The organism is Desulfomicrobium aestuarii, assembly GCF_055385525.1.
Genome location: NZ_AP042427.1, coordinates 2,961,089 through 2,987,325, shown reverse-complemented (window position 1 = coordinate 2,987,325; position 26,237 = coordinate 2,961,089). Strand labels below are relative to the sequence as shown.

Sequence of the window (26,237 nt, the reverse complement as noted above, 5' to 3'; positions counted from 1 at the left end):
TTGCGGCAGGCCCCCGGGCCTGCCGTTTTCATTTGCGACGGGGTGCGGCGGGCAGGTCGATGACGAAGCGCGTCCATTCGCCAACGGCGGTCTGCACGCTCATCACGCCGGAGTGGTCCTCGGTGACGATGAAGTAGGACACCGACAGGCCAAGCCCGGTGCCCTTGTCCACGGGCTTGGTGGTGAAGAACGGCTCGAAGATGCGCTTGCGCACCGGTTCCTCCAGCCCGGGCCCGTTATCCTCCAGTTCGATCCGCACCCAGGGCGGGTTGCTTCGCGCCCGCAGGGTGAAGCGCGGGCTCAGCCCTTCGGGGTACCTTTTCTCCCCCATGGCTTCGGCCCCGTTCCGGAAAAGATTCAGAAAGACCTGCTGCAGCTTGCTCGCGGAGCCCAGGACCATGGGCAGGCCCGGTTCGTACTCCCTGACGATCTGAATTTTCTTGAAGTCGTAGTTCTTTTTGAGGTTGTAGTCCGTGCTGGCCAGTTCCAGGGTCTTGTCCAGGATGGAGGTGATGTCCTCCGGGACGAGGGCCGCGTCGCTCTTGCGGCTGAAGCTGAGCATGTTGCTGACGATCTGGGCCGCCTGGGCCCCCGAGCTGCGGATGGACAGGAGCATTTTCGGGATGCCTCGCAAATCCAGGTACGTGCGCAGGGCCTCCATGGTGATGCCCGCCTCCCGGGCCGCGGCCGCGTTCTGCGGCAGGGGCTGGGTCAGGCGTGTCTCCAGGACCTGGGCGTTGCCCATGATGGACGCCAGCGGGTTGTTGATCTCGTGGGCCATGCCGGCGGCCAGCCCCCCGACGGAGAGCATCTTTTCCGATTGGACCAGCGCGTCCTCGATGCGGACCTTGTCGGTCACGTCGTCGATACGGATGACCGCGCCCTCCACCCCGTTGCTGATGAGGGGATAGATGGTCACGTCCTCGAAGAGCGTCTCCCCGTCCACGATTCTGCGCAGTTTTCCTTCGAAGAAAGGTTTCTTGTCGGCGATGGACTGGCGGATCTTGCGCATCTCAGGTTCAAGCCACGGCACGATCTGTCCGAGGGGTTTGCCTCTGGCCTCTTCTTCATCGACGCCCGTCACGCGGGCCGCCTGCTGGTTCCATTGCGCGATGCGTCCGTCGGCGTCCACGCCGATGAGCATGGAAGGCATGGAGTTGATGATGTTCGACAGCAGTGTCCGCAGGCGCTGCGACTCCTTTTCCGAGCGGATGCGTTCCGTGATGTCCACGAAGGAGCCGATGATGCCGTCCGTGCGGTTGCGCTCGTCGAAGAAGACCTGCTTGGCGAAGATGACTTCGCGCAGGTCTCCATCCTTGTCGCGGACCTTGGCCTCGTAGGTGCTTCTGGGGGCGCCGCGCAGCAGGTAGCGGTCGTTTTCCTCATAGGTGGGTGAAAGGTCGGGCCACAATTCCCGGGTGGTCTTGCCCAGCAGCTCCTCGCGGCTGACGCCCATGACCTCGGTGAAGGCGCGGTTGCAGCCGAGATATCGCAGGCTCGAGTCCTTGTAGAACAGGGGGATGGGGATGGCGTCGAGGAGAACCTCCGTGAAGCGGAAGTTCCTGGTCAGTTCGGCGTGGGCCTCCCTCAGGCGCTCCTCGGCCATGCGCCTGCGCTTGTTCTCCATGATCAGCGCCACCTGGTCGGCCACGCGGCCGGCGAAGGTGATCTCGTCGGGCTGCCAGGAGCGGGGGCTTGCGGTGTGCTCGAAGGAAATGATGCCGGCGATTTCGCCTTCAATCTGCACGGGCACGTCGAGCATGGATTCAATGCCGTTGGGAGCGAGGTAGGACGAGGCGAAGGCCATGGTCCGGGGATCCGTGTAGACGTTGTCGGCTGCGACCACTTCCCGGACTATGGCCGCATGGTACGTCGGGAACTCTTCAAGTCTGAGAATCTGGCCGGAGCTGTGTGCATCGTAGCGGGCGTCGAACTTGTCCAGGCAGATGAATCGCTCACCCTGCCTGATCCAGAGGCCTGTCCGGCTGACCTCCAGGGCATGGCTCATCTTGACGGTGATCATGGGGGCCGCGTCCCGCAGCCGGCCGTGAAACACGTTGGGGTCCGTGGAAATCTCGGCCATGACGGCCTGCTGCCGGCTGATGCGCGCCAGGGTCTGGCGCAGCGTGTTCTCCGCGCGCCACCTCTCGGATATCTCGTTCTGCAGCTCCCGGATCTTCTGCTGCAGCATGGGATAATAGCTCTTGCGACCCGAGGACTCGCTCAGGCCGACGATCTTGTCGCGCAGGGACGTCGTGTCGTTCGCCGGCTCGTCAGGTCGCTTCTTCATAGATGACTTGGAGGTCGCGGGTGGTGGCTGTCTTGGGGTTGGTCACCAGGCACGGGTCGAGCACGGCCTTGGCGGAGAGCACCGGGATGTCGCCGGTGCGGATTCCCTTCTGCCCGAGATGTTCGCGGATGCCGACGGCGTTGCGCAGCTCGATCATGGACTGCAGGAGGCGTGTCCGGATCTCCTTGGTGTTCAGCCCGCGGCAGTCGATGCCCATGGTCTCCGCGATGACACGGAAGCGCTCGGGCGCCGCCGGGAAGTTGAAGTCGATGACGTGGGGCAGGAGCATGGCGTTACACTCGCCGTGGGGCAGGTCCTTGTAGCCGCCCAGGCTGTGAGCCATGGCGTGGACCGCCCCGAGGCTGGCGTTGGAGAAGGCCAGGCCGGCCTGCATGCTGCCGAGCATGGTCTTGGCCCGCAGCTCCATGTCGCCGGGGTTCTGCAGGGAGGCCAGGAGGCTGCTGGTCACGAGCCTGATGGCCTCCAGGGCGTGCAGGTCGCTCATGGGCGAATGGGCGCTGGAGACGAAGGCCTCGATGGCGTGGACCAGGGCGTCCATGCCGGTGCAGGCCACGAGATAGGGGCTCTTGGTGGTCAGTGTCTGCGGGTCGATGAGCGCCACATCGGGGATGATGGTCTTGCTGATGATGGCGATCTTGGTCTTGCGCTCGGTGTCGTTGATGATGGCGAACTGCGACACGTCGGCCGAGGTGCCGGCCGTGGTCGGGATGCCGATGAGCGGCGGCATGGGCACGATGATCTTGTCCACGCCCTCGTAATCGAGAATGTGGCCGCCGTTGGACACCACGATGCCGATGCCCTTGGCGCAGTCCATGGGGCTGCCCCCGCCCACGGCCACCAGTCCGTCGCAGCCGTGCTCCATGTACGTCATGGCCCCGGCCATGACCTCCTCGGCCCTGGGGTTGGGCGAGACCGCGGAGAACAGGACCCCTTCGATGTCGAAGGCGGCCAGGCTCTCCAGGACCTTGCCGGCCCAGCCCGCCTCCACGATTCCCGGATCGGTCACCACGAGGGGGCGCATCATGCCGAACTTGCTGGCGTACTGCCCGGCAACGAGCAGGGCTCCCACGCCGAAGATCGTTTCAGGGGCGACGAATTTGCGCAGTTCGGTGAAGCTCATGCCGCATCCCTCCAAGGAGTTTGCCGACACTGCCCCGTCGGCTCAGGGGAAGAGAAACTACGTGGAAAATATGCGATTTTTTTCCGCAAAGCCAGACATAACTTTGTTTTGCCGCGCGTGGCGAGCGTTCGGTCGCCGTCTGCGGCCTCACGATTCTTCGGACGTTCCCAGCAGTTCCCTCCGTCGGAAACAGTCGAGGCTGTGGTCGTTGACCAGGCCCGTGGCCTGCATGAACGCGTAACAGGTCGTGGCGCCGAGAAAGGCGAAGCCCCTGGATTTGAGGTCCCTGGCGAGGGCGTCGGACTGGGCGATGGTCACGGGATAGTCGGCCAGGGTGCGCAGGGTGTGGACAATGGGACGTCCGTCCACGAACCGCCACAGGTACTCGGCGAAGGAGCCGAAGCTCTCCCGCACCCGCAGGAAGGCGCGGGCGTTGCCGATGGCGGCCTCGATTTTGCGCCGGTTGCGGATGATGCCCGGCTCGGCCATGAGGCGCTCCACGTCGGCCGGGGTGAAGCCGGCCACGGCCTGCGGGTCGAATCCGGCGAAGGCCGCACGGTAGCCCTCGCGCTTGCGCAGCACCGTGTACCAGGAAAGCCCGGCCTGGGCGGACTCGAGGACCAGGTATTCGAAGAGCGTGCGGTCTTCGCGGACCGGGACGCCCCACTCCTCGTCGTGGTAGCGGACGTAGTCGGGCTTGGTCGGGTCGACCCAGGGGCAGCGGATCACGCCTTGCCCCTGGCCGCCAGGGTTTCCTCAAGGAGGGCCAGGGCCTGCGGCAGCGGAAAGCGCCGGCCGGTCCAGAGCTCGAACTGGGCAAGGGCTTGGTGCACGAACATGGGCAGGCCGTGCACGACCTCCACGCCTTCGCGCGTGGCCTGGTGCAGCAGCGGGGTCTCCCGCGGGTTGTAGATCAGGTCGTAGACCAGGGACACGCCCGCGAGGGGGCCCTTCCAGGGCGAGAGGCCCTGGAAGGGCCCCGACATGCCCAACGGCGTGGTGTTGACCAGCAGGTCCGGCCGCACCTCGTGCCGCTCGCTCCACGGCACGTGTTCGGCCTGGAAGGAGTGGGCCAGCCTGTCGGCCCTCGTGCCCGTGCGGGCCGACAGGAGGACCTTCCACCCTGCCCGGTGCAGGCCGCAGACCGCCGCGCGGGCCGCGCCGCCCGCGCCCAGGACCAGGACCGTGCCCGGAGGCGTCCCGCGCTCCAAGAGCGGAGCCATGAAGCCCGTGACGTCGGTGTTTTCCCCCCACAGTCTGCCGTCTTCCCAGTACAGGGTGTTGACGGCGCCGATTTCCCGCGCGTTGGCCGTCAGCCTGTCCACGAGGGGCATGACCGGTTCCTTGTGGGGGATGGTCACGCTCGCCCCGTGGATGGGCAGGGTGCGCAGGGCGGCCATGAAGGCCGGGAGCTTTTCCGGCGGGGTGTCCCAGACGTGGTAGGAGGCCTGGATGCCCAGTTCGCGGAAGGCCCAGTTGTGCAGGACGGGGCTTAAGGTATGGGAGAGGGGGTGGCCGATGATGCCGAGAAGAAGCATGTCGCACCTCGGGCGGTTCGGGTGGAGAGGCGGGGCCGCGAGGACAAAAAAGCCGGGGTCCCGAGGACCCCGGCAATGCTACTTGTATTGGCCGTTGGCGACGACGTAGTCCGCGCCGGCCTGGATGGCCGCCGCGTTCTTGGGGATCATGTGGCTGTAGTGGGCCGAGATGACCGACTCCAGGCTGTCCTGGACCTGCTTGACCGGCAGGACGCCCGTGGCCTGCACGTAGGCGCCGATGGCCACCATGTTGGCCATGCGGGCGTTGCCCAGGCCGTCGGCGATCTCGTTGACGGGCACGGCGAAGACCTTGACTCTGTCCTTTTCGGTTTTGGCCGGGTCGATGAGGGACGAGTTGAGGATCAGCGTCCCGCCGTCCTGCAGGCGCGGCTGGAACTTGTCCAGGGACGGGCCGTTCATGATGATGAGGCTCACGGGCGAGCGGATGATGGGCGAACCGATGACGTCGTCGGAGACCACGACGGTGCAGTTGGCCGTTCCGCCGCGCATCTCGGGGCCGTAGACCGGGATGTAGGTCACATTCAGCCCCGCATCCATGCCCGCGTAGGCCAGGAGGTTGCCGATGAGCATGACGCCCTGGCCGCCGAACCCGGCGATGATTGCATCCTGGTAAATGCTCATTTCTCCTCCTTTGCCAGCACGTCCTTGAAGTTGCCCAGGGGGAAGTAGGGGATCATTTCCGTTTCCACGCGCTTGTTGGCCTGCAGCGGCGTCATGTGCCAGTTGGTCGGGCAGGTGGCCAGGATCTCAACGAAGGAGAATCCGATTTCCTTCGTCTGGTACTCGAAGGCCTTGGCCACGGCCTTCTTGGCCTTCATGATGTTTTTCACGTTGTTCACGGCCACGCGCTCGGCGTAGGCCACGCCGCCCAGGGAGGCGATGATCTCGGTCATGCGGATGGGCATGCCCTCGTTCTCGCGGCAGCGGCCGCCGGGGCAGGTGGTGGTCTTCTGACCGACCAGGGTGGTCGGGGCCATCTGGCCGCCGGTCATGCCGTAGACCGTGTTGTTGACGAAGATCGTGGTGATGTTCTCGCCGCGGTTGGCGCAGTGCATGATCTCGGCCATGCCGATGGAGGCCAGGTCGCCGTCGCCCTGGTAGGTGAAGACGATCTTGTCGGGCCGGGCGCGCTTGACGCCGGTGGCCACCGCCGGGGCGCGGCCGTGAGGCGACTCGATGGCGTCCAGGGTCAGGTAGTTGTAGATGAAGACCGAGCAGCCGATGGAGCCGATGAGGATGCTTTTGTCCACCAGGCCCAGATCGGTGATGGCCTCGGCCACCAGGCGGTGCGCCGTGCCGTGGTGGCAGCCGGGGCAGTAGTGGGTCGGCCGGTCGGTGAGGACCTCGGGGTAGTTGGTGACGCGAATTTCCTGGGTCATGCTCAGCCCTCCAGCGCCTTCAAGATGGGTTCTTCGAAATCGTCCGGCGTCGGCAGGTTGCCCGGAAGCTGGGCGTGGAACGCCGAGTCCGCCACGGTGCGGATGGCCAGGCGCACGTCCTCGACCATCTGGCCCATGTTGTGCTCGATGGTCAGGAAACGCTTGCCCTGTTTGGCCAGGCCCAGCAGCACGTCCGACGGGAACGGGAACAGGGTGATGGGCCGGACCAGGCCGACCTTCTTGCCCTGGGCGCGCAGCTTGCGCACGGTGCTCTTGGCGATGCGGCCGATGGACCCGAAGGCCACGACGATGAGTTCGGCGTCCTCGGTCAGGAACAGTTCCTGGTCCGCCTCGACCTGCATGGCCTTGTACTTGGCCTGGAGCTTCAGGTTCTGGCCGGCCAGGGCCCCGTCGTCGAGGAAGAGGGACTTGATGAGCCGCGGGGGACGGTTCACTGCGCCCTGCAGCCCCCAGTCCTGACCCTCTTCGGGGTCGCGGTTCTCGGGCACCCACGGCACCACCGGCTCCTTCATCTGGCCGATGATGGCGTCGGCCAGGACCAGGACGGGGTTTCTGTACTTGAAGGCCAGGTCGAAGGCCTTGATGGTCAGGTCATAGGCTTCCTGCACCGTGCCGGGGGCCAGGACCAGAAGCTTGTAGTCGCCGTGCCCGCCGCCCTTGACGGACTGGAAGTAGTCGCCCTGGGACGGCCCGATGTCGCCCAGACCCGGTCCGCCGCGGCTGACGTTGACGATGACGCCCGGAATTTCGCTGCCGGCCATGTAGGAGATGGCCTCCTGCTTGAGGGACATGCCCGGGCTCGACGAGGACGTCATGGCCCGGATGCCGCAGGCCGCAGCGCCCATGAGCATGTTGGCCGCGGCCACCTCGCTCTCGGCCTGCACGAACTCGCCGCCCGCCTCGGGCAGGGCCTGGGACAGGAATTCGGGGATGTCGTTCTGGGGCGTGATGGGGTAGCCGAAGAAGCACTTCATCCCGGCGGCCAGGGCGCCGCGGGAGATGGCCTCGTTGCCCTTGACGAAGATGCGCTTGGGAGTGCTCATTTCTTCCCTCCTTTGGCCTGCTTCGTCGTGAAGACGTTGATGCAGAAATCAGGGCACATCATGGCGCAGAACGCGCAGCCCTTGCATTCGTTCATCCTTTCGGGGGTGATCTCCACGACCTTGTACCCCTTCTGGTTGAACCGACTCGATTGTTGGATGATGCCGGTCGGGCAGACCTCGGTGCAGAGCAGGCAGCCCTTGCAGCGGTCCTCCCGGAACTCGACTCTGCTAGGCATGGAATACCTCCACGGGGGGATGATGGTGAACGGGACTGGCGTGGTCAGCGGATGAGCATGGCGTCGCCGTAGGAAAAAAAGCGGAAGCCGTGCCGCACCGCATGGGTGTAGGCATCGATGATCCGCCGCCTGCCCGCGAGTGTGCTGACCATAATGATAAGGGATGAGCGGGGCAAGTGGAAGTTGGTGATGAGCTGGTCCACCACCTTGAAGCTGTACCCGGGACGGATGAAGATGTCGGTCCAGCCCCGGAAGGGGCCGATCCCCCCGAGGTGCGTGGCCATGCTCTCCAGGGTGCGGGTCGTGGTCGTGCCCACGGCCACCACGGGACGCCCTTCGGCCCTGGCCCTGGCGATGGCTTCGGCGGTCTCCTCAGGGACCTCTGCGTACTCGGCGTGCATGACGTGCTCGCGGATGTCGTCGCAGCGCACGGGGCTGAAGGTGCCGTAGCCCACGTAGAGCGTGACTTCGGCCGTGCGGATGCCGCGAGCTTCCAGGGCGGCCATGATCTCCGGCGTGAAGTGCAGTCCGGCCGTGGGCGCGGCCACGGAACCGAGCTTGTCATCGCGGGAATAGACGGTCTGGTAGCGGTCGCGGTCTTCGCCCTTGTCCTCGCGGCGGATGTAGGGTGGCAGGGGGATGTGCCCCAGCTTCAGGAAATGGTCGGCCAGTTCGCCGCGCCAGTTCAGGCGGACGCGGCTGCGGCCGAACTCGCCCTTTTCCAGCACCAGGAGCTCCAGCCCGTCGAAATGCAGGCGCTCGCCCGGTCTGGGGCCCTTGGAGGCCTTGAGCAGGCCTTCGACCTCGGCCGTGCTCCCGCCGTCCGGGCCGGTTTGGGGCTCGATCAGTGACAGGGGCGTAAGGAGCAGGAACTCCGCCCTGCCGCCAGACTCCTTGCGTCCGATGAGCCGGGCCGGGAGGACCTTGGTGTTGTTGACGACCATGAGCGCGTCCCTGGGCAGCAGTTCCGCGATGTCCGCGAACATGCAGTCGCGCAGCCCGCCGCCGGCGCGGTCGAGCACCAGCAGGCGCGACGCGCCGCGCCGCTCGGCCGGGTCCTGGGCTATCTGGGACTCGGGCAGGTCGAAATCGTAGGATTGAAGATTGAATTCCTCGGGGATAGGCGTCATGTTTTTCCTCGTGTCCACGTGCTGCTAGTCCAAGCGGACCGGAAGCGCAATTCCCGCCAACAGCCCAAAACAGGGTTCGTCCATGAACAACGACATTCTCGACTTCGACCGCCGGCACGTCTGGCACCCCTACACCTCCACGACCGCGCCCCTGCCCGTGCGCCAGGTCGTCTCGGCCTCGGGCGTGCGCCTGAAGCTGGCCGACGGCCGGGAGCTCATCGACGGCATGTCTTCGTGGTGGGCCGCAGTCCACGGCTACAACCACCCCGTGCTCAACGCGGCCGTCACGGACCAGCTCTCGCGCATGGCGCATGTCATGTTCGGCGGCCTGACCCACGAGCCGGCCGTGGAACTGTGCCGCAAGCTGGTCGAGATGACCCCGGAGCCCCTGACCCGCGTCTTTCTGGCCGACTCGGGCTCCGTGGCCGTGGAGGTGGCCATCAAGATGGCCTTCCAGTACTGGATCTGCCGCGGCAGAAGCGAGAAAAGCAGGCTGCTGACCGTCCGCGGCGGCTACCACGGCGACACTTTCGCGGCCATGAGCGTGTGCGACCCCGTGAACGGAATGCACGAGATTTTCGCCAATGTCCTGCCGCACCACCATTTCGTCCCCCGGCCGCGCTGCCGCTTCGGGGAGGAGTGGGACGAGGAGGACATCCGCCCCATGCGCGAGGCCCTGGAGCGCCACCATCGGGAGATCGCGGCCGTGATTCTCGAACCCGTGGTGCAGGGCGCGGGGGGCATGCATTTCTACCACCCCATGTACCTGCGTCGCGTGCGCGAGTTGTGCGACGCCTTCGACGTGCTCCTCATCGCCGACGAGATAGCCACGGGCTTCGGGCGCACGGGCAGGCTCTTCGCCTGCGAGCACGCGGGGATCTGCCCCGACATCATGTGCCTGGGCAAGGCCCTGACCGGCGGCTACATGACCCTGGCCGCCGCCTTGGCCACGGAACGCGTGGCCGCGGGCGTGTGCGAAGGGGAGCCCGGCGTGTTCATGCACGGCCCCACGTTCATGGGCAATCCCCTGGCCTGCGCCGTGGCCAGGGCCTCCCTGGATTTGCTGGAAAAAAACGACTGGGCCGCGCAGGTGGCCAGGGTCGGGCGTTTTCTCGCCGAAGGCCTTGATTCGTGCCGAAAATTGACATATACTATTGATGTACGGGTAATTGGCGCCATCGGGGTGGTGGAACTCCGGGAGCCCGTGCGGATGGCCGAAATTCAGACCGCTTTTGTGGATCAGGGCGTCTGGGTTCGTCCCTTTGGCCGTTTGGTGTACGTGATGCCTCCATACATCATGGAAGACCAGGACCTGGCCTTTTTGACCAAATCCTTGGTTCGGGTGGTGGAAGGGCATCGCAGTTGATGTTCTCCCTCTCCCGTCCACAAACGACCGGCTGTCGTCGTGGGCGGCGGCCCAGAAGGAGAACATCGGATGCGAAAGAGTTTTACGTGGCTTTTTTCACTGGCGGCCATCGGGCTGGGGGTGCTCGGCATGTTGCCCGAGGCGTTGGCTGCCGGCGACCTGCACCATGAGGCCGAGGAGATCGGCAAGCACCTGGGCGTGATCTGGGTCGTACCCTTCGCCTGCATGCTCCTGTCCATCGCCGTCATGCCCCTGACGGTGCCGCACTTCTGGCACCACAACTACGGCAAGGTGTCCGCCTTCTGGGGAGTGGCCTTCCTGGTGCCCTTCGCTTTGGTCCACGGCTTCGAACTGGCCTTCTATTCCGTGGTCCACACCCTGTTCCTGGAGTACATCTCCTTCATCGTCCTGCTCTTCTCGCTCTTCACCATCGCAGGCGGCGTGTGCCTGCGCGGCTCCCTGGTGGGCAAGCCGCAGGTCAACACGGTTATCCTCCTGATCGGCACCCTGCTGGCGAGCTGGATGGGAACCACCGGCGCGGCCATGCTGCTCATCCGGCCGCTCATGCGGGCCATCTCGCACCGCAAGTACAAGGTCCACACCATCGTCTTTTTCATCTTTCTGGTGGCCAACATCGGCGGCAGCCTCACCCCCCTGGGCGATCCGCCGCTGTTTCTGGGCTTTTTGAAGGGCGTGTCCTTCTTCTGGACCACGGTCCACATGTTCGTCCCCTTCGCGGTCCTCTCGGCCATTCTGCTGGCCCTGTACTTCGCCATCGACACCTACCTGTTCAACAAGGAAGGCCGTCCCGAATCCCCCGACGCGGGTCAGGACGGCAAGCTGCGCCTGGAAGGCACCCACAACCTTCTGCTGCTGGGCGGCGTGGTCGCCGGCGTGCTCATGAGCGGCATGTGGAAGCCCGAGGGCGGCGTGACGGTCTACCACGTGCACGTCGAGTTGCAGAACATCGTTCGCGACGTCCTGCTCCTCATCCTGGCCGGCGTGAGCCTCAAGACCACGGCTCCGGAAATCCGCCGCCGCAACGAGTTCGACTGGGAGCCCATCCGCGAGGTGGCCAAGCTCTTCGCCGGCATTTTTATTTCCATGATCCCGGCCATCTCCATCCTCCGCGCGGGCATGGACGGCGCCCTGCAGGGGCTCATCTCCATGGTCAAGACGGCCGACGGCCTGGGCAACCACACCATGTTCTTCTGGCTGACCGGCGTGCTGTCGAGTTTCCTGGACAACGCCCCGACCTACCTGGTCTTCTTCAACACCGCCGGCGGCGACCCGCAGCGCCTCATGTCGGAGGTCGGCACGCTGCTGGCCATCTCGGCGGGCGCGGTGTTCATGGGCGCCAACACGTACATCGGTAACGCCCCGAACTTCATGGTCCGGTCCATCGCCGAGTCGGGCGGGATCAAGATGCCCAGTTTCTTCGGCTACATGGCCTGGTCCGTGGGCATCCTGGTGCCGTGCTTCGTGCTCATGAACATTCTCTTCTTCCACTAATCGAAAGCAGGGCGGCCATGCCGCCATGGAGACGCGATCATGATCAAAGTCGAAAAAGTGCTCATCCCGGTGGACGGGTCGGATTCGTCGAGGAACGCGGCCAAGTACGGCGCGCACCTGGTCAATTCCAGGTACCCCAAGATCTACCTCCTGAACGTCACGGAGCCGGTGAACATGACCATCGGCGGAGAGATGGCCGAGCGGGTGCGCAAGACGGCCGAGGCCAAGTCCATGGCCTTGCTGGAGGAACACAAGAAGCTCCTCGAACCCTGCGGCATGGATGTGGAACTCATCACCCGTAGCGGCCGTCCGGACTACGCGATCCTGAACGTCCAGGACGAATTGGACTGCGACCTCATCGTCATCGGCTCCCGCGGCCTCTCGGTCCTGGAGAACGTGATCATGGGCAGCGTGGTCACGCGCGTGCTGGAGGGCGCGACCTGTCCGGTGCTGGTCACGCGCAACCTGCGCCTGAAGTATCTGCAGGACGCCTGCGGGCTGTAGGCGTTTTCCGCATCGCGCCGATCCGAGGCCGTCTCCCGCGAGGGAGGCGGCCTTTTTTTCTGACCGGCAAGCTCGGAATAATTCCGGTTAGATGCGGCTTGCGGGGGTTTTTGCGGAGACAATTCCCTCCGCCCCGGGACTAATTCCGCCGTCCGGGCCCGGCGACCCAGACAGACGGCCGATTGGAGGGGGGTATTGCTCCAGCGGGCGATATGTCATATGCACCCGCCGTGCGTGAAGAAGGTCCATGAACGCGCGTTGACGCAAGGGCCTTGCGCATGGACGAAAGCCGGATGGGAGGCGCTGAACGCGTCGCCGGGTTTCGCCCTTTGGCCGTTGGAACCCATGGGTAAGGCATGGGTGACCAGGGGCCTGTTTTTTTGGAGACGGGAGAGGAGAGGCTGGGCGTCGCGACCGATGCCCTGAACGTTCACGTGAACGGGACGCAGCTTCAGGCTGCGGCCCAAAAGGAGAACAAGGGATGCGCAAGAGTTCTGTCTGGTTTTTTTGCCTGGCGGTCATCGGCTTGGCAGTTCTTGGAGTGTTGCCGGACGTGTGGGCTTCCGGCGGCGACCTGCATCATGAGGCCGAGGAGATCGGCAAGCACCTGGGCGTCCTGTGGGTCGTGCCCTTCGCCTGCATGCTCCTGTCCATCGCCGTCATGCCGCTGGCCGTCCCGCACTTCTGGCACCACCACTACGGCAAGGTGGCCGCTTTCTGGAGCGTCGCGTTTCTGGTGCCCTTCGCCCTGTTCCACGGCTTCGAACTGGCCACGTATTCGGTGGTCCACACCATCGCCCTGGAATACGTGTCGTTCCTGATCCTGCTTTTCTCCCTCTTCACCATCGCCGGCGGCGTGTGCCTGCGCGGCTCACTGGTGGGCACGCCGCAGGTCAACACGGTCATCCTCCTGATCGGCACCCTGCTGGCGAGCTGGATGGGAACCACCGGCGCGGCCATGCTGCTCATCCGGCCTCTCATGCGGGCCATCTCGCACCGCAAGTACAAGGTTCACACCATCGTCTTTTTCATCTTCCTGGTGGCCAACATCGGCGGTAGCCTCACGCCTCTTGGCGACCCGCCGCTGTTCCTGGGCTTCCTGAAGGGCGTGTCCTTCTTCTGGACCACGATCCACCTGTTCATGCCCTTCGCGGTCATGTCGGTCATCCTGCTGACCCTGTACTTCATCATCGACACGGTGCTGTTCGGCAAGGAAGGCCGTCCCCAGTCTCCCGACGCGGGCCAGGACGGCAAACTGCGCCTTGAAGGCACCTTCAACCTGCTGCTCCTGGCCGGCGTCGTCGGCGGCGTGCTCATGAGCGGCATGTGGAAGCCCGAGGGCGGCGTCACCGTGTATCATGTCCACATGGAACTGCAGAACATCGCCCGCGACGTCCTGCTTCTGATCCTGGCCGGCATCAGCCTCAAGACCACGGCCCTGGACATCCGCCGCCGCAACGAGTTCAACTGGGAGCCCATCATCGAGGTGGCCAAGCTCTTCGCCGGCATCTTCATCACCATGATCCCGGCCATCGCCATCCTGCGCGCGGGCATGGACGGAGCCCTGTCGAGCCTCATCGCCCTGGTCTCCACCGACGGCGTGGCCAACAACGCCATGTACTTCTGGCTGACGGGCGCGCTTTCGAGCTTCCTGGACAACGCCCCGACCTACCTGGTCTTCTTCAACACGGCCGGCGGCGACGCCCATTTCCTCATGGAGCATGTGCACACCCTCATGGCCATCTCGGCGGGCGCGGTGTTCATGGGCGCCAACACGTACATCGGCAACGCCCCGAACTTCATGGTCCGGTCCATCGCGGAATCGTCCGGCATCAAGATGCCCAGCTTCTTCGGCTACATGGCCTGGTCCGTGGGCATCCTGATCCCGTGTTTCGTGCTCATGACCATCCTTTTCTTCTAACGCCGCTGCAAACACACTGGAGACAAGAAGATGATCAAAGTTGAAAAAGTGCTCATCCCGGTGGACGGGTCGGATTCCTCCAGGAACGCGGCCAAGTACGGGACCCAGCTGGTCAATGCCCGCAACCCCAAGATATTCCTGCTCAATGTCTGGGAGCCGATCAATATGACCATCGGCGGCGAGATGGCCGAGAAGCTGCGCCAGAGCGCCCAGGCCAAGTCCATGGCCATGCTTGAGGAATACAGGAAGATGCTCGAGCCCTGCGGCATGGAGATCGAACTCATCTCGCGCAGCGGCCGCCCGGACTACGTCATCCTGAACGTCCAGGACGAGCTGGACTGCGACCTCATCGTCATCGGCTCCCGCGGCCTCTCGGTCCTGGAGAACGTGATCATGGGCAGCGTGGTCACTCGCGTGCTGGAAGGGGCCAACTGCCCGGTGCTGGTGACGCGCAACCTGCGCCTGAAGTACCTGCAGGACGCCTGCGGGATCTGAAGTCCTGCGGAAGTGTGAAATGAAGAAGCCGGCTCCCTCGGGGGCCGGCTTCTTTCATCTGGTGGTCAGGCCGTATTTCTTCAGGCGGTATTGCAGGGTGCGGCGACTGATGCCCAGGGCCTGGGCCGTGCGTTCCCTGTGCCCGGCATACCTGCGCAGTGTTTCCTCCAGGGCATGGCGTTCTGCGGCCTCCAGCGGGTTTTCGGCCGGGGCGGTCGCGGAGGGCGTGGCGGGCGTGCGGGCGGGGGAGAGCAGGTGCTCCGGCAGGTCCCGCACGTCGAGGACGTCGCCGCGGCAGAGGATGAGGGATCTCTCCAGCACGTTCTCCAGTTCGCGCACGTTGCCCCGCCACTCGTGGCGCGAGAGGGCGTCCAGGAAGTCCCGGCTCACGGAGCGCACGGGGCGGTTGTTCTTGCGGCAAAGCTTGGCCAGTAGGTGGTCCGCCAGCAGCGGGATGTCCTCGGCGCGTTCGCGCAGGGGCGGAATGCGGATTTCGAGGACATTGAGGCGGTAGTAGAGGTCCTCGCGGAATTTTCCCTCGGCGATCATGACCGGCAGGTCGCGGTTGGTGGCGGCGATGAAGCGCACATCCACGCTGACCGGGCTCACGCCGCCCAGGGGCTCGACGATGCGCTCCTGCAGCGCGCGCAGGATCTTGGCCTGCAGCGTCATGGGCAGTTCGCCGATCTCGTCCAGGAAAAGGGTGCCTCCGGCGGCGAGCTGAAAGCGGCCGGGCTTGTCCTGGGTGGCGCCGGTGAAGGCGCCGCGCACGTATCCGAAGAGTTCGCTCTCAAGCAGCGTCTCGGGCAGGGCCGCGCAGTTGACCTTCACCAGGGCCCCTTCCCTGCGCAGGCTGTGCTCGTGCAGCAGCTGGGCCACCAGCTCCTTGCCGGTGCCGGATTCGCCGAGGATGAGCACGTTGGCCTCGCTGGGCCCCACCTGTTCGATGAGCTCCACGACTCGGCGCATGGCCGGGCTGTCGCCGATGAGGCGGGTGTCCCGCAGCTGGCCGATCTGCTTCTTCAGGTCGCGGTTTTCCCGCGTCAGGCGCGCATGGTCGCAGGCCTTCTGCACCACGGCCAGGAGCTCGTCGTTGTCCGTGGGCTTGGTCAGGTAGTCCCAGGCCCCGGCCTTCATGGCCTCCACGGCGTTGCCCACGCTGCCGAAGGCCGTGAGCATGATGACCGGAGGGCAGCTGCCGCTTTCCTGCAGGCGCTGCAGCACCTCCTGGCCGCTCATGCCGGGCATGCGCATGTCCAGCAGGATCACGTCCACGGGCCTGGTGCGCACCACGGCCAGCCCGGCCGGGCCGTTGTCGGCCTCCAGGACCTTGAATCCGGCGTCGCCCAGGACGACGCGGACCATGAGCCGGTGCGCGGGTTCGTCGTCGATGATGAGCACGGTGGGGGTCATGACGGGCTCTCCGATTGGCTGTGGTTGCGGGGGAAGAAGAGGGACACGGTGGTGCCGCCGTCCGGGGCCGTCTCGATGTCGATGCTGCCCCCATGCTCCTGCATGATGGTGTGCACGATGGCCAGGCCCAGCCCCGTGCCCTTGTCGCGGGTGGTGAAGAACGGCTCCAGGGCGTGCTCGCGCTCTTCGGCCGTCATGCCCCGGCCGTTGTCCCGGACCAGGACCCACGTGCCCTTGTCGTCCTCGCGGCTTTGGAGCCGGATGACGCCATCGCTGTCGGGCAGGGCCTCGATGCCGTTCATGGTCAGGTTGATGAGGGCCTGCTTGAGCGCGTCGCGGTCCGCCGTCACGGTACCCGGCGCCGGGTCCGCCTCCAGCCTGCCGTTCTTGGCCCGGGCGTCCATGGACAACAGAGTATGCACCTCCCCGAAGACCTCCGCAAGGGGGACCTGGTCGAAGGTCAGCCGGCGGGGCCGGGCCAGGAAGAGGAGGTCCGTGATGACGCGGTTCAGGCGGTCGGCCTCCTGGACCATGGTGCGCGCGTAGAGCTCTTCGGGGTCCTTGCCGGCCAGCTTCTTGGCGAAGAACTGGGCGAAGCCGCGCAGGGCCGAGAGGGGGTTGCGGATCTCGTGGGCCACGCCCGCTGCCATGCGGCCGATGGCGGCCAACTTCTCGTTCAGGTGCAGTTCCCGCTCCAGGCCGGCCAGTTCGGTGCGGTCGCGCAGCAGCACGAGGCTCTGGCCGGACCCGTCCCTGAGGGGCAGTTGCCGGATCTCGAGGTGCTTGTCGCCCGTCGCCAGCGTCGTCCATTCCTGGGAGCCGATCTTTTCGGGCGGCAGCCCGAGGCTGTCGAGTATCGTCGCCAGGGGTTCGCCCATGAGCCTGAAGCCGTCCATGAGGCCCTGGGCCGCGGGGTTGGCGGCGACGATGGTCCCCTCGGCGGAAAGGGTCAGGAGTCCGTCGGGCATGTTGTCCAGAAGGCGCGCGTTGAAGGACTCCAGGCGCGCCAGCCGCTGACCCTGCTCCTTGCGTTGCAGGAAGCCCATGAGCAGCAGCCAGAAGACGATGGTCACGGCCAGGATGTAGCCGGTCTGCAGGATGGCCGTGCGCCTGTACTTGCCGAAGGCTTCGAGATGCTGGGTCATGTCCACGCCGATGAGGAGCATCGGGGGCTTGTGCTCGGGCGGGCACTGTTCGTCCTGGCAGTCCAGGCCCGCGCTCAGGTGGCTGATCCGGCCCAGGACCATGATGGGGCGGCCCTCGAAATTCATCTCGCCGGTCCACTCCCCCGCGGTGCCCATGCTCGCCCAGGCGATGGTCGGCAGCTGCCCGTGGATGGCCTTGGGGTCGTCGTGGGAGGAGAAGAGGATGTGGCCCATGGGGTTGTAGAGACCGATGAAGCGGGCGTCGGAGCGGGCGATGTAGTCCTTGAGGATGTCCTTGGCCATGGCGCGCTGGAGATTGAGCAGGGCTGTGGCGTGCTCCGACGAGGGCGGCAGGCGCAGTTCACGGCGCAGGTTGATTTCGATGCCTGCGGCGATGGCCCTGGCCGTGACCACGGCGTGTTCGTGGAAGGACTCCTGCTGCTGCCGCAGGTTGCGCCAGGTGGAGAAGCTCAGGGCCAGGCCGAGGACGAACACGGCCATGGTGGCCATGAGCATGATGGTGCGGCTGCTGCGGTGCGGGAGGGCGATGTCCATGGCCTGCTCCTGGCTTGAAAAGGCAAAGGCCGCAGGGGGTGCGGCCTTTGCCCGGTACAGGGAGGGGATGAGCGGTTACAGGGTTTGGGCTGGAGAGGCGGGTGCGTCGCCGGCGCCGGTCCCGGCACCGCTGGAGTATGCTCCGCACCCGGCTGAGCCTGCGCAGCCTCTCTGGGATTCCAAGGGAACGGGCTTGCCGGTGATTTCGGTCAGCTCGATGCGGTAGTCGGCATTGAGCTTGGCCTTCTTCGCCTGCAGTTCGTTCACTTCGGCCATGGCCTTGTCCACGGCCGCCTTGTCCACCGGCACTGCGGAGAACAGGGCTTCCATGGCTTCGTGCTTGGCCTTGAGCTCCTTGTGGAGGGCAAAGAGCTGCTCGTGATGCACGTCGGTCAGTTTCTGGACCTTTTCCTGCTGCTCGGGGGTCAGGCCGGACATGAAGTCCTGGTAGTGTCCCTGTCCCGGACAGCCGCCTTTGTAAGCCTGGGCCCCGGCAGCGAGGATGAGGACCAGAAGGAGGGGGAGGATGAGGTATCTTGCGTACATGAATGCTCCTGTCACACTGTGGAGGTAGTGGTGTGATGTCGGATTGCGTATAGCATCCTGCGTGCCAGTGCTGAATGTTTTGTAAATTAGAACGGTTGCGAAAATGGGAGAGTTCTGGGAACTGGTTTTTGTGCACCATGTTGCACAATTGGTCGAGTTGTGCAATCCGACCGCGGCCTTGCCGGTCTTGCCTTCGTGCGGGAAAGGATTACGATCATGGCGTCACGACACAGCAATCTGCCTGGCAACGGGCGCAAGGAGGCTCATATGTGCAAAGGATGCGGATGCCTGCGCGGCAAGGCCACCACGACGGTGGTCAAGCACGATCACGAACATTCCCACGGTGATCTGACCCACAGCCACCCCCACGACCACGATCACGACCACACCCACGACGAGAAGAAAGCCCCGGTCCACGAGGACCACAAGCACTAGGGGCCACGGCGATAAACCGGGCCGCCCGACCACGGGAGGGCGGCCCTTTCCTTTTTCGAGGAGCGAAGCATGGACACGACGGGAATGATCGTGCTCGGCCACGGCAGCCGGCGCAGGGAAGTGGGCGAAGCCTTCACCGCCATGGTCGAACGGGTGGCGCGGCGCATGCCGGGCATGACGGTGCTGCCGGCCTTCTTCTCCCTGGGCGAGCCGACCCTGGCCGACCAGGTGCGCAGACTGGCCGCGGACGGCTGCTCGCGGATCGTCATCATGCAGTACTTTCTCTACAACGGCGTGCACATCGAGCAGGACATCCCCGAAATGATCGCCGAACTGCGCCGGGAGATGCCGGGACTTCAGTTCGTCGTCCAGCCGACCCTGCAGGACGACCCGGCCATGGAAACGCTCATCGCGGACCGTCTTCGTGCCGCAGCCCCATAGGGTTGTCATGGAGCCTCCTCACCGCCGTCGCCGATCCGCAACATGCGGGGCATAGGGTGAGCCAACGGTTGGAAGGTTTCCTCCGGGCGGGCCGGAGGGTCCTGGCGACCACAATCCAGGAGGCTCCCCCATGTCGCAGAGCAGGAACATGCACCAGGGCATCGAACGTCAGTTGCGGGAAAAGTACGTCATAATCGAACGGGAAATCGAAGATCTTCGAGAGGTTATGCGCCAGGACCGAGCCCTGGAGCCCGATCCGGCCGACCAGGCCTGCACGGCTTCCTCCCAGGACTGGAACATGATACGCTTCAATCGCAACGTGAAGCTGCTCAAAGACATCGCCGTCGCCCTCAAGGCCATCGACAACGATTCCTACGGGGTGTGCGAACTCTGCGGGGACGACATCTCGGACCGCAGGCTGCTGGCCATCCCGAGCGCGCGCTACTGCATCGAGTGCCAGGAGATGATCGACGCGCATCCCGGCGAGTTCGGACGCACCGGGATAGGGGGCGGGGTGCTGGCAGCGGTTTGAGGCCGGCCGCCTTTCCCTCAACGGTCCTGACCGGGGCTCTCGGCCCCTGAGGATTGCTCCCGTCCATGCAGAAGAATTACGTCCTCGACACCAATGTGCTCCTTGACAACCCTTCCTGCATCCGCACCCTGCGCAACGGCCAGGAGAACCGCGTCATCCTGCCGTACACGGTCCTGCGCGAGCTGGACAAGCTCAAGCGCGAGCCGCGGGTGTCCCACATCGTGGCCCAGGCCATCGCCGTCCTGCAGGACGACCCCGACATCCTCTTTCTGCCGCCGCGGGCCTTTGACGACGCCGAAAGCAAGGCCGGCGACGACCTGATCCTCGAGGAGCTGAAGGACAGCGGGGTGGATGCCCCCATCCTGGTCACCAACGACCGCATCCTGCAGCTCAAGGCCCGCATCCACGCCATTGCCAGCGAAGGCTTCCGCGACTCCAACCCCTTCCGCTCCGAGTCTCAGTCCTACACGGGCTTCGTGCGCGAGGGCGAGGAGCCCATCCCCAACAGTTTCGCCTGGGTCGGCGGCCAGCCCTACATGCACGCCACCTCGGGCCCGCGTTTCATCGACTACCAGCACAGCGTCTGGAACGTGCGGCCGCGCAACGTCTATCAGAACCTGGCCCTGGAACTGATGCTCGACCACGCCGTGAACCTGGTCACCCTGCAGTCCGAGGCCGGCTACGGAAAGACCTTCCTGGCCCTGGCGGCGGCCCTGTTTCTGGCCCTGGAGCAGAAGGACAACCCCTACCGCAAGATCTACCTGGTCAAGCCCGTCATCGAGATCGGGGCCAAGCTCGGCTACCTGCCCGGCGACCTGGAGGAGAAGATGGCGCCCTACGTGCGCTACGTCGGCGACCTGATCATGAAGCTGCACGACCTGCGTCCGGCCAACCGCATCTTCATGGACAGCGAGGGCGGCAATTTCCGCTTCAACCCCAAGCGCTTCGAGATCCTGCCCATCGCCTTCATCCGCGGCATGAACCTGGAGAACGCCGTGGTCATCGTCGACGAGATGCAAAACCTGTCCCGCGCCGAAACCCGCGCCCTGCTGACCCGCATGGGCGAGAACGTGAAGTGCATCTGCCTGGGCGACACGCGCCAGGTGGACAACCCCTACCTGAACGAATCCAACAACGGCCTGAACTGGACCGTGAAGATGCTCAAGGGCCTGCCCGGCTACGGCCACATCGTGCTCAAGGGCGAGCGCTCGCGCGGGCCCATCACGGACATGGTCATTAGGACCGGGCTCTAGAACGACGTGCGCCGGCGCGGCCAAGCCCGACCGGGTTTGGCCGCGCCGGGTGGGAAAATGTCGATGTACGCCAATGGCTTTCGAGGAACCGCATGACAGCGAAAAAGAAATACAATCTGCACCTTTCCCGCCCCGAAGCCGCCGATCTGCTGCGCAGGCTGGCCGACACCCTGGAGGCGGGATGCGACGAAGTGGCCTCGCTTGGGGTCAGCCTGGCGGAACTGGCCAAGTTCAAGATCCGGATCGACCTTGGCCAGGACGATACTCTGGAGGTGAAGTTCACCGGCACGGGGTTCACGGTTTGCGAAGGGGCGCAGGAGCCATGCGGTTCTGGGGCCGTGTGCGACAGCCTCTCCGGCGTGAAGAAGCGGATGCAGGTCTACTTCAAGGCCATGCGCGACAGCGTGGCCAAGGCCGAGATGCCGTCGCGGGAGATCGTGTCCGTGTTCCTCGCCGACTCCGAAAAGATGGTGGTCCTCCAGGGAGAAGGGGAAGACTCCTACGTCGCCTGGTCCGCGCTCTGCGATCGCCTGCGCGCGGCCTTCGATGCCGGGAGCCCGGCGGAGATCGCCGCCGTGGCGGAGGAGATGGCTCGGGCCAAGAAGGAGTGCCACGCCCGCTACAAATAGGTCGTCGGCCGCCGCCCCACGTAGCGATCTGATAGTCTGGCAAGCATGCCGCCAGGCTCTTGTCCCTTTGTCTTCAAAATCCCTTTCTTGCTTAGTGGACGAAGAATCCGTCCGCTTTTCGCGCATCCCTGCGCCAGTGTTGTCCATGACGCCCCAATGACAGGGCGGGCCAGGATTTTCGACCTGTCACGAGGTGGTCACCGGTCCTTCGCATCGCCTCCATATTGATCTGGTGAATGCGTGGAAACAAGGTGGTGCGCATGTTTCTTGAAGAGACGATGACATGGGTGAGCATGGAAGCGCGGTTGGCCACGGTCATGGGATTGGGTGGCGCCTGGAGCGAGAGATCCCTCGGCGAGCTGCCGTTCGCCCCGGACGACGCCACGGCGGGCAGCGAGAGCGAGCTGCAGGTCGCGGTCATGGGCAGCCCCGAGAACGTGGACCTGCCCATCATGATCCGGGAGTCGAGTCATTACCAGAACCTGACGCGGCGCACGGCCTCTGGCGACACGGCGGGCGCGTCGCTCGTGGAGCTGGAGCGCTATCTCCAGGGCGGTCCGGACGCGGTGTGGGAGAACAGTTGGGTGCGCTTCCCCCTGGATCGCCTCGGCGCCTTCGCCCGCCATACCCTGGAGCGTGACCTGCTGGCCGACAAGGCCGACCCGGATTCGGGCCGGCGCAGGGACAGCCCCGATTTCTTCATCATCCGGAACGGCCAGGAGTGGCTGCGGGTGCCCATCAGCTACCTGCTCAAGCTCTCCCTGGCCGACCTGGCCGGCTCCGGGGTGCAGCCCCCGGTCCGCAGGCTGGCCGAGAAGTTCCTCGACCACTTCCTGAACGACAACACCTCCCCCGAGACCTTCTCCTTCTATCCCGCGCCCATGAACGCCGCCTTCCGGGGCGGTCGGGGCGTCGCCCGCGAGACGAGCCAGCGCTTTCTCCTGTCGCAGCTCCTGCTGGATCACGCCAACGAGAGCTTCGGCCTGCTCGAGCACGGGCAGCGCGCCATGATCTACTTCGCCCCCATGCCCCCGGCCAGGCAGAAGCGGCTGAACGAACTCATCCCCGACGCCCACTACCGCGACCTGTTCATGAACCCCTGCCTGTCGGGCTGGGACCGCGGCGAGGCCAAGAAGGAGTACATGGGGCTGTGCCACCGCATCCTCTCGCGCAGCCAGCTGAACACCATCGCCAAACTCCGCGAGTCCGGCATCCTGACCAACAACCTGGTCGTGCTGCCCAACACGTCGAACACCTGCCTGGCCAACAACGGCACGCACATCTCCCTGGGCAGCGCGCGTCTGGGCGAGCTGATGCAGGGCGGGGGCGACTTCGGCCCGGCCGAGGAGAAGTACCTGGGCGACCTGACCATCAAGATCGTCGAGCACTTCCTGCCCCTCTTCGTCGGCACGTACAGCGCCGCGCCCCTGCGCATGGACTTCGAGGATTTCCACCCGGAGAAGGCCCTGGGTTTCCTGCCCCACGAACTCGACTACTCCCACCTGCGCATGATCTGGCGGCGCTGGAAGAAGAAGGCCAGGCTCAAGGTCTTCGGCCGGCCCCTGACGCCCTTCGGGCCGCCCCTCATGGACCGGGCCGTCGCCCGGCTGTTCCGGCTCAAGGGGGACTTCATCCCGGACTTCAGGCTGCTCGACTACATGACGACCCTCATGAGCACCCACCGCTGCCCGGCCCTGAACGGGGAACTCGGCAACGACCTGCGGCTCAAGCGGGAGCTGGCGTCCATGGGCGTGTTCCACGAGTCCATGTCGACCTATCTCCTCTACAAGCAGCGCGCCTTCGCGACCATGGGCTTCTCCGGCTTCGAGGGCCGCTTCTACAGCCTGTTCGACTCCCTGGAGGAGGACATGCGGCCCGCCGCGACCCTGCAGCAGCTCCTGAGCGCCCTGGCCTGCAAGCTGATCCTCTCCGGCCGAGTCACGCGCGCCGCCATCCCGGACACGCCCGAGGTCGAGAGCGAGCGGCGGCAGATATTCTTCGCCACGGCCATCTCGCTGCCCACATTCTTCGTGCGCCGCGACTCGGGCAACGCCTTTCTCCTGGACCTGGTCTCGCGCGCCGACCGCGTGCGGCCCAGCCGCCGCTACCCCGGCCACGTGCGAACCCATGTGCCGGAATACCGGCTGGCGCTCCTGGACTTCATCGAGCGGGAAGGGGCGGACCTGGTCGAACTGTTCGGCGCGGAGGGGCTGCTGGCCGACCTGCGCGCCCGCATCCTGGACCCGCGGCTCGGGGCCGCGGGCAAGCTCACGCGGCGTGTCCTGGACAGCACCGGGGCGCGTTCGCCCCTGTCCCTGCGGGGGCGGGAGTTCAACATGGCCGCCGAGGACGTCTACCGCGACGGGCTGCGCCGTTCGTACCTGGCCGAGGCCCTGGAGTATCTGCGCGAGGACTGCGCGACCGTGCGCGATTTCGGCTGCCTGCCCGAGCAGTTCTGCCGCGTCGGCCTGGCCGCGCTGCTCGGCGGCCGCGACATCCTCGACTTCATCCGGGAGGCCGACGAGGAGCTTCGGCTGACCGGGGAACTGAGCGGCTGCCGCCGGACCCTGACGCAGCTCCTGCTGCTGGTCGTCGGCATGCACCGCGACAACGCACGCATCCGTGGAAGGAAATCATGACGCATCAATATGTCTGCGACGGCCGGGTCCGCGACGAGGAACTCTTCTGCGACCGGATCATCGGCTATCTCTATTCCCGCGTCCGGGAGCAGGCCCCGGCCGTGTTCAAGGCCGTGATTTCGAGGCGCGCCTCCAGCCTGCTGGGCTTTCTCAACTACGATCTGCCTCTGGGAGCCAGGCTTTCGGGGGCCGAGGCCCTCATCCGCAGGCTCGGCATCGACCTGGGCGAATGCGTGGAGGAGGCCGCCCACTACGACACCCCGCGCCGCATCTTCGAGCGCCGCATCCGCTACGCCGAGGTCCGGCCCATGGACGAAAGCCCGGAGGCCGTCGTCTCGCCGGCGGACGCGCGCATGTTCGCCGGGTCCCTGAGCGAGGGGTCGGTGCTCTTCATCAAGGACAAGTTCTTCTCCTTCGGGGAGTTCCTGGGCCGCCCGCAATGGGTCGAGGCCTTCGCCGGGGGCGAGTTCGCCGTGTTCCGGCTGACTCCGGACAAGTACCACTACAACCACGTGCCGGTCAGCGGCGTGGTCCGCGACTTCTACGAGATCGAGGGCGCGTTCCACTCCTGCAATCCGTCCGCGGTCATCTCCGAGGCCACGCCGTTCTCCCGCAACCGTCGGGCCGTGACGGTCATCGACACGGACGTGCCCGGCGGGAGCGGGTGCGGCCTGGTGACCATGGTCGAGGTGGCGGCCCTGATGATCGGGCAGATCGTGCAGGCCTACGCCGGGGAGGGCTACGAGCCGGCCGAGCCCATGCAGCGGGGCCTCTTCCTGCGCAAGGGGCAGCCCAAGAGCCTGTACCGGCCGGGCAGCTCCCTGGACGTACTCTTCTTCCAACCGGGCCGGGTCGAATTCGGCGCCGATCTCGTCGCCAACCAGTTCCGCAGGGACGTGGGCAGCCGGTTCTCCAACTGGCTGGACCGCCCGTGGGTGGAGACGGACGTGCTGGTGCGGCGGACCATCGGACGGGTCGTCACTTCAACCATACAGGACTGAACTCATGGAATATCCGGGAATCATCGCTTTCGGGGCGGCGCTCTTCGCCTTCATCGCCTGGGGCGGCCGCACGCTGCCCGGCGAGCGCTGGCAGATGCTGGCCAGCGTCCCGCTGGCCAGGAACGAAGACGGCTCCTGGCGGGGGCTCAATCTGACCTGGTACGGGACCCTGAGCGCCCTGGCCTACACCCTGGCCACGGCCGTGGCCGTGGCGCTGCTGGCCTCCGTGGGCATGGGCCTGGCAGGGCTTTGCCTCATGGTGGCGGGCATGCTCGGGCTGTGCATACCGGCCTCGAAGATCGTGGCCCGTCTGGTGGAGGGCAAGCGCAATACCCTGACCGTGGGCGGGGCGGTCTTCGTCGGCATCGTCGTCGCGCCCTTCGTGGCCTGGGCCGTGGTCGGCGCAACGGGTTCCGGGGCCGTGCTGCCGGCCCTGGCGGCGCTGTCCGTGGCCTACGCCGTGGGCGAGGGCGTGGGTCGCATGGCCTGCCTGAGCTTCGGGTGCTGCTACGGCCGACCCGTGGACACGCTGCCCGCGCCGTGGCGCGGCCTGTTCGAAAGATGGAACATCGTCTTCGAAGGCCGGACCAAGAAGGCCGCCTACGCCCACGGCCTGTGCGGTCAAAGGCTGGTGCCGGTGCAGCTCATGACCGCGTACCTCTACTGCGGCGCGGCCTGCCTCGGCATGGCCTTCTTCGCTGCCGGGAACTTCCCCATGGCCATGGTCCTGCCCCTGGTGACCACGCAGGTCTGGCGGGTCGTTTCCGAGTTTCTCCGGGCCGACTACCGGGGCGGGCGAAAGATCTCGGCCTATCAGATCATGGCCGGTTTCGGCGTGTTGTTCGGGCTGGTCCCGGCCCTGACGCTCGATGCGGCCGGGGTCCAGGCGCATCTCGGCCGAGGGGTCGCAGCCCTGTGGGGCGTGCCCGTGCTGCTCCTGCTGCAGGGCGTCTTCCTGGCCGTGTTCCTGTACACGGGCCGCAGCTCCGTCACGGATTCCGTGGTGCGCTTCGCGATCAGGGAAGGGGAAATCTAGCGTGGCCTCCTTGTC

The 26,237-nt window shown here is 65.7% G+C and carries 25 protein-coding genes; 13 read left to right on the top strand and 12 right to left on the bottom strand.

Annotation, left to right across the window (positions count from 1 at the left end; translation table 11 throughout):
• Positions 1-28: 28 nt before the first annotated feature.
• The 9 genes from ACZ5AC_RS13690 to queA form a co-directional block, all read right to left on the bottom strand.
• Positions 29-2,290, bottom strand: a complete 2,262-nt coding sequence (locus ACZ5AC_RS13690) for a PAS domain-containing protein (protein WP_464248155.1) — start codon at positions 2,288-2,290, stop codon at positions 29-31.
• Positions 2,274-3,431: an alcohol dehydrogenase-like regulatory protein ErcA gene (gene ercA / locus ACZ5AC_RS13685; protein ID WP_464248154.1), complete on the bottom strand. Its 1,158-nt coding sequence runs from the start codon at positions 3,429-3,431 to the stop codon at positions 2,274-2,276. The genes ACZ5AC_RS13690 and ercA overlap by 17 nt, the downstream gene beginning before the upstream one ends.
• A gap of 147 nt (positions 3,432-3,578) precedes the next feature.
• Positions 3,579-4,160: a DNA-3-methyladenine glycosylase I gene (locus tag ACZ5AC_RS13680; RefSeq protein WP_464248153.1), complete on the bottom strand. Its 582-nt coding sequence runs from the start codon at positions 4,158-4,160 to the stop codon at positions 3,579-3,581.
• Complete coding sequence (gene aroE, locus ACZ5AC_RS13675; protein WP_464248152.1) at positions 4,157-4,969, bottom strand: shikimate dehydrogenase; 813 nt, start codon at positions 4,967-4,969, stop codon at positions 4,157-4,159. The genes ACZ5AC_RS13680 and aroE overlap by 4 nt, the downstream gene beginning before the upstream one ends.
• Before the next feature lie 78 nt (positions 4,970-5,047).
• Positions 5,048-5,611: a 2-oxoacid:acceptor oxidoreductase family protein gene (locus ACZ5AC_RS13670; RefSeq protein ID WP_464248151.1), complete on the bottom strand. Its 564-nt coding sequence runs from the start codon at positions 5,609-5,611 to the stop codon at positions 5,048-5,050.
• Complete coding sequence (locus ACZ5AC_RS13665; RefSeq protein WP_459828055.1) at positions 5,608-6,369, bottom strand: thiamine pyrophosphate-dependent enzyme; 762 nt, start codon at positions 6,367-6,369, stop codon at positions 5,608-5,610. Before ACZ5AC_RS13665 ends, ACZ5AC_RS13670 begins: the two co-directional genes overlap by 4 nt.
• A gap of 2 nt (positions 6,370-6,371) precedes the next feature.
• Positions 6,372-7,433 (bottom strand): 3-methyl-2-oxobutanoate dehydrogenase subunit VorB, encoded by a 1,062-nt coding sequence (locus ACZ5AC_RS13660; protein ID WP_464248150.1) that lies wholly within the window; start codon positions 7,431-7,433, stop codon positions 6,372-6,374.
• Positions 7,430-7,669 carry a 4Fe-4S binding protein gene (locus ACZ5AC_RS13655; protein WP_028576583.1) on the bottom strand — a complete coding sequence of 80 codons (240 nt, stop codon included), beginning with the start codon at positions 7,667-7,669 and terminating at the stop codon, positions 7,430-7,432. Before ACZ5AC_RS13655 ends, ACZ5AC_RS13660 begins: the two co-directional genes overlap by 4 nt.
• A 44-nt stretch (positions 7,670-7,713) precedes the next feature.
• A complete protein-coding gene (gene queA, locus ACZ5AC_RS13650) occupies positions 7,714-8,799 on the bottom strand; it encodes a tRNA preQ1(34) S-adenosylmethionine ribosyltransferase-isomerase QueA (RefSeq protein ID WP_464248149.1) in 1,086 nt (361 codons plus the stop codon).
• Positions 8,800-8,881: 82 nt separating this feature from the next.
• Between queA and bioA the strand changes: the two genes are divergently transcribed.
• The 5 genes from bioA to ACZ5AC_RS13625 all read left to right on the top strand — a co-directional run bounded on the left by bioA (position 8,882) and on the right by ACZ5AC_RS13625 (position 14,597).
• Positions 8,882-10,165, top strand: a complete 1,284-nt coding sequence (gene bioA / locus ACZ5AC_RS13645) for an adenosylmethionine--8-amino-7-oxononanoate transaminase (protein WP_464248148.1) — start codon at positions 8,882-8,884, stop codon at positions 10,163-10,165.
• 69 nt (positions 10,166-10,234) lie between these two features.
• Complete coding sequence (locus ACZ5AC_RS13640) at positions 10,235-11,677, top strand: sodium:proton antiporter (RefSeq protein WP_464248147.1); 1,443 nt, start codon at positions 10,235-10,237, stop codon at positions 11,675-11,677.
• Between the two features lie 39 nt (positions 11,678-11,716).
• A complete protein-coding gene (locus tag ACZ5AC_RS13635; protein WP_464248146.1) occupies positions 11,717-12,181 on the top strand; it encodes a universal stress protein in 465 nt (154 codons plus the stop codon).
• Positions 12,182-12,662: 481 nt separating this feature from the next.
• A complete protein-coding gene (locus ACZ5AC_RS13630; protein WP_464248145.1) occupies positions 12,663-14,102 on the top strand; it encodes a sodium:proton antiporter in 1,440 nt (479 codons plus the stop codon).
• 30 nt (positions 14,103-14,132) lie between these two features.
• On the top strand, positions 14,133-14,597 hold the full coding sequence (locus ACZ5AC_RS13625) for a universal stress protein (protein WP_464248144.1): 465 nt from the start codon (positions 14,133-14,135) through the stop codon (positions 14,595-14,597).
• Positions 14,598-14,651: 54 nt separating this feature from the next.
• On the opposite strand, the gene ACZ5AC_RS13620 is transcribed toward ACZ5AC_RS13625, so the two are convergent.
• The 3 genes from ACZ5AC_RS13620 to ACZ5AC_RS13610 form a co-directional block, all read right to left on the bottom strand.
• Complete coding sequence (locus ACZ5AC_RS13620; RefSeq protein WP_464248143.1) at positions 14,652-16,010, bottom strand: sigma-54-dependent transcriptional regulator; 1,359 nt, start codon at positions 16,008-16,010, stop codon at positions 14,652-14,654.
• Positions 16,007-17,710, bottom strand: coding sequence for a two-component system sensor histidine kinase NtrB (locus ACZ5AC_RS13615; protein ID WP_464248142.1), 1,704 nt, complete (start codon positions 17,708-17,710; stop codon positions 16,007-16,009). The genes ACZ5AC_RS13620 and ACZ5AC_RS13615 overlap by 4 nt, the downstream gene beginning before the upstream one ends.
• A gap of 75 nt (positions 17,711-17,785) precedes the next feature.
• Positions 17,786-18,256, bottom strand: a complete 471-nt coding sequence (locus ACZ5AC_RS13610) for a periplasmic heavy metal sensor (RefSeq protein WP_464248141.1) — start codon at positions 18,254-18,256, stop codon at positions 17,786-17,788.
• A 267-nt stretch (positions 18,257-18,523) separates the two neighbouring features.
• Here ACZ5AC_RS13610 and ACZ5AC_RS13605 point away from each other — a divergent pair, with 267 nt between their 5' ends.
• The 8 genes from ACZ5AC_RS13605 (at position 18,524) to ACZ5AC_RS13570 (ending at position 26,222) form a co-directional block, all read left to right on the top strand.
• Positions 18,524-18,691, top strand: coding sequence for a hypothetical protein (locus ACZ5AC_RS13605; RefSeq protein WP_464248140.1), 168 nt, complete (start codon positions 18,524-18,526; stop codon positions 18,689-18,691).
• A gap of 69 nt (positions 18,692-18,760) precedes the next feature.
• Positions 18,761-19,132, top strand: a complete 372-nt coding sequence (locus tag ACZ5AC_RS13600; RefSeq protein WP_464248139.1) for a sirohydrochlorin chelatase — start codon at positions 18,761-18,763, stop codon at positions 19,130-19,132.
• Positions 19,133-19,262: 130 nt separating this feature from the next.
• Entirely contained in the window at positions 19,263-19,664 is a 402-nt protein-coding gene (locus ACZ5AC_RS13595) for a TraR/DksA family transcriptional regulator (RefSeq protein ID WP_464248138.1), read from the top strand.
• Between the two features lie 65 nt (positions 19,665-19,729).
• Positions 19,730-20,917, top strand: a complete 1,188-nt coding sequence (locus ACZ5AC_RS13590; protein ID WP_464248137.1) for a PhoH family protein — start codon at positions 19,730-19,732, stop codon at positions 20,915-20,917.
• 92 nt (positions 20,918-21,009) lie between these two features.
• Entirely contained in the window at positions 21,010-21,546 is a 537-nt protein-coding gene (locus tag ACZ5AC_RS13585) for a GAK system XXXCH domain-containing protein (RefSeq protein WP_464248136.1), read from the top strand.
• 260 nt (positions 21,547-21,806) lie between these two features.
• A complete protein-coding gene (locus tag ACZ5AC_RS13580; protein ID WP_464248135.1) occupies positions 21,807-24,185 on the top strand; it encodes a hypothetical protein in 2,379 nt (792 codons plus the stop codon).
• Positions 24,182-25,186 (top strand): phosphatidylserine decarboxylase, encoded by a 1,005-nt coding sequence (locus tag ACZ5AC_RS13575; RefSeq protein WP_464248134.1) that lies wholly within the window; start codon positions 24,182-24,184, stop codon positions 25,184-25,186. The genes ACZ5AC_RS13580 and ACZ5AC_RS13575 overlap by 4 nt, the downstream gene beginning before the upstream one ends.
• Before the next feature lie 4 nt (positions 25,187-25,190).
• On the top strand, positions 25,191-26,222 hold the full coding sequence (locus ACZ5AC_RS13570) for a prolipoprotein diacylglyceryl transferase family protein (RefSeq protein ID WP_464248133.1): 1,032 nt from the start codon (positions 25,191-25,193) through the stop codon (positions 26,220-26,222).
• Positions 26,223-26,237: the final 15 nt, after the last annotated feature.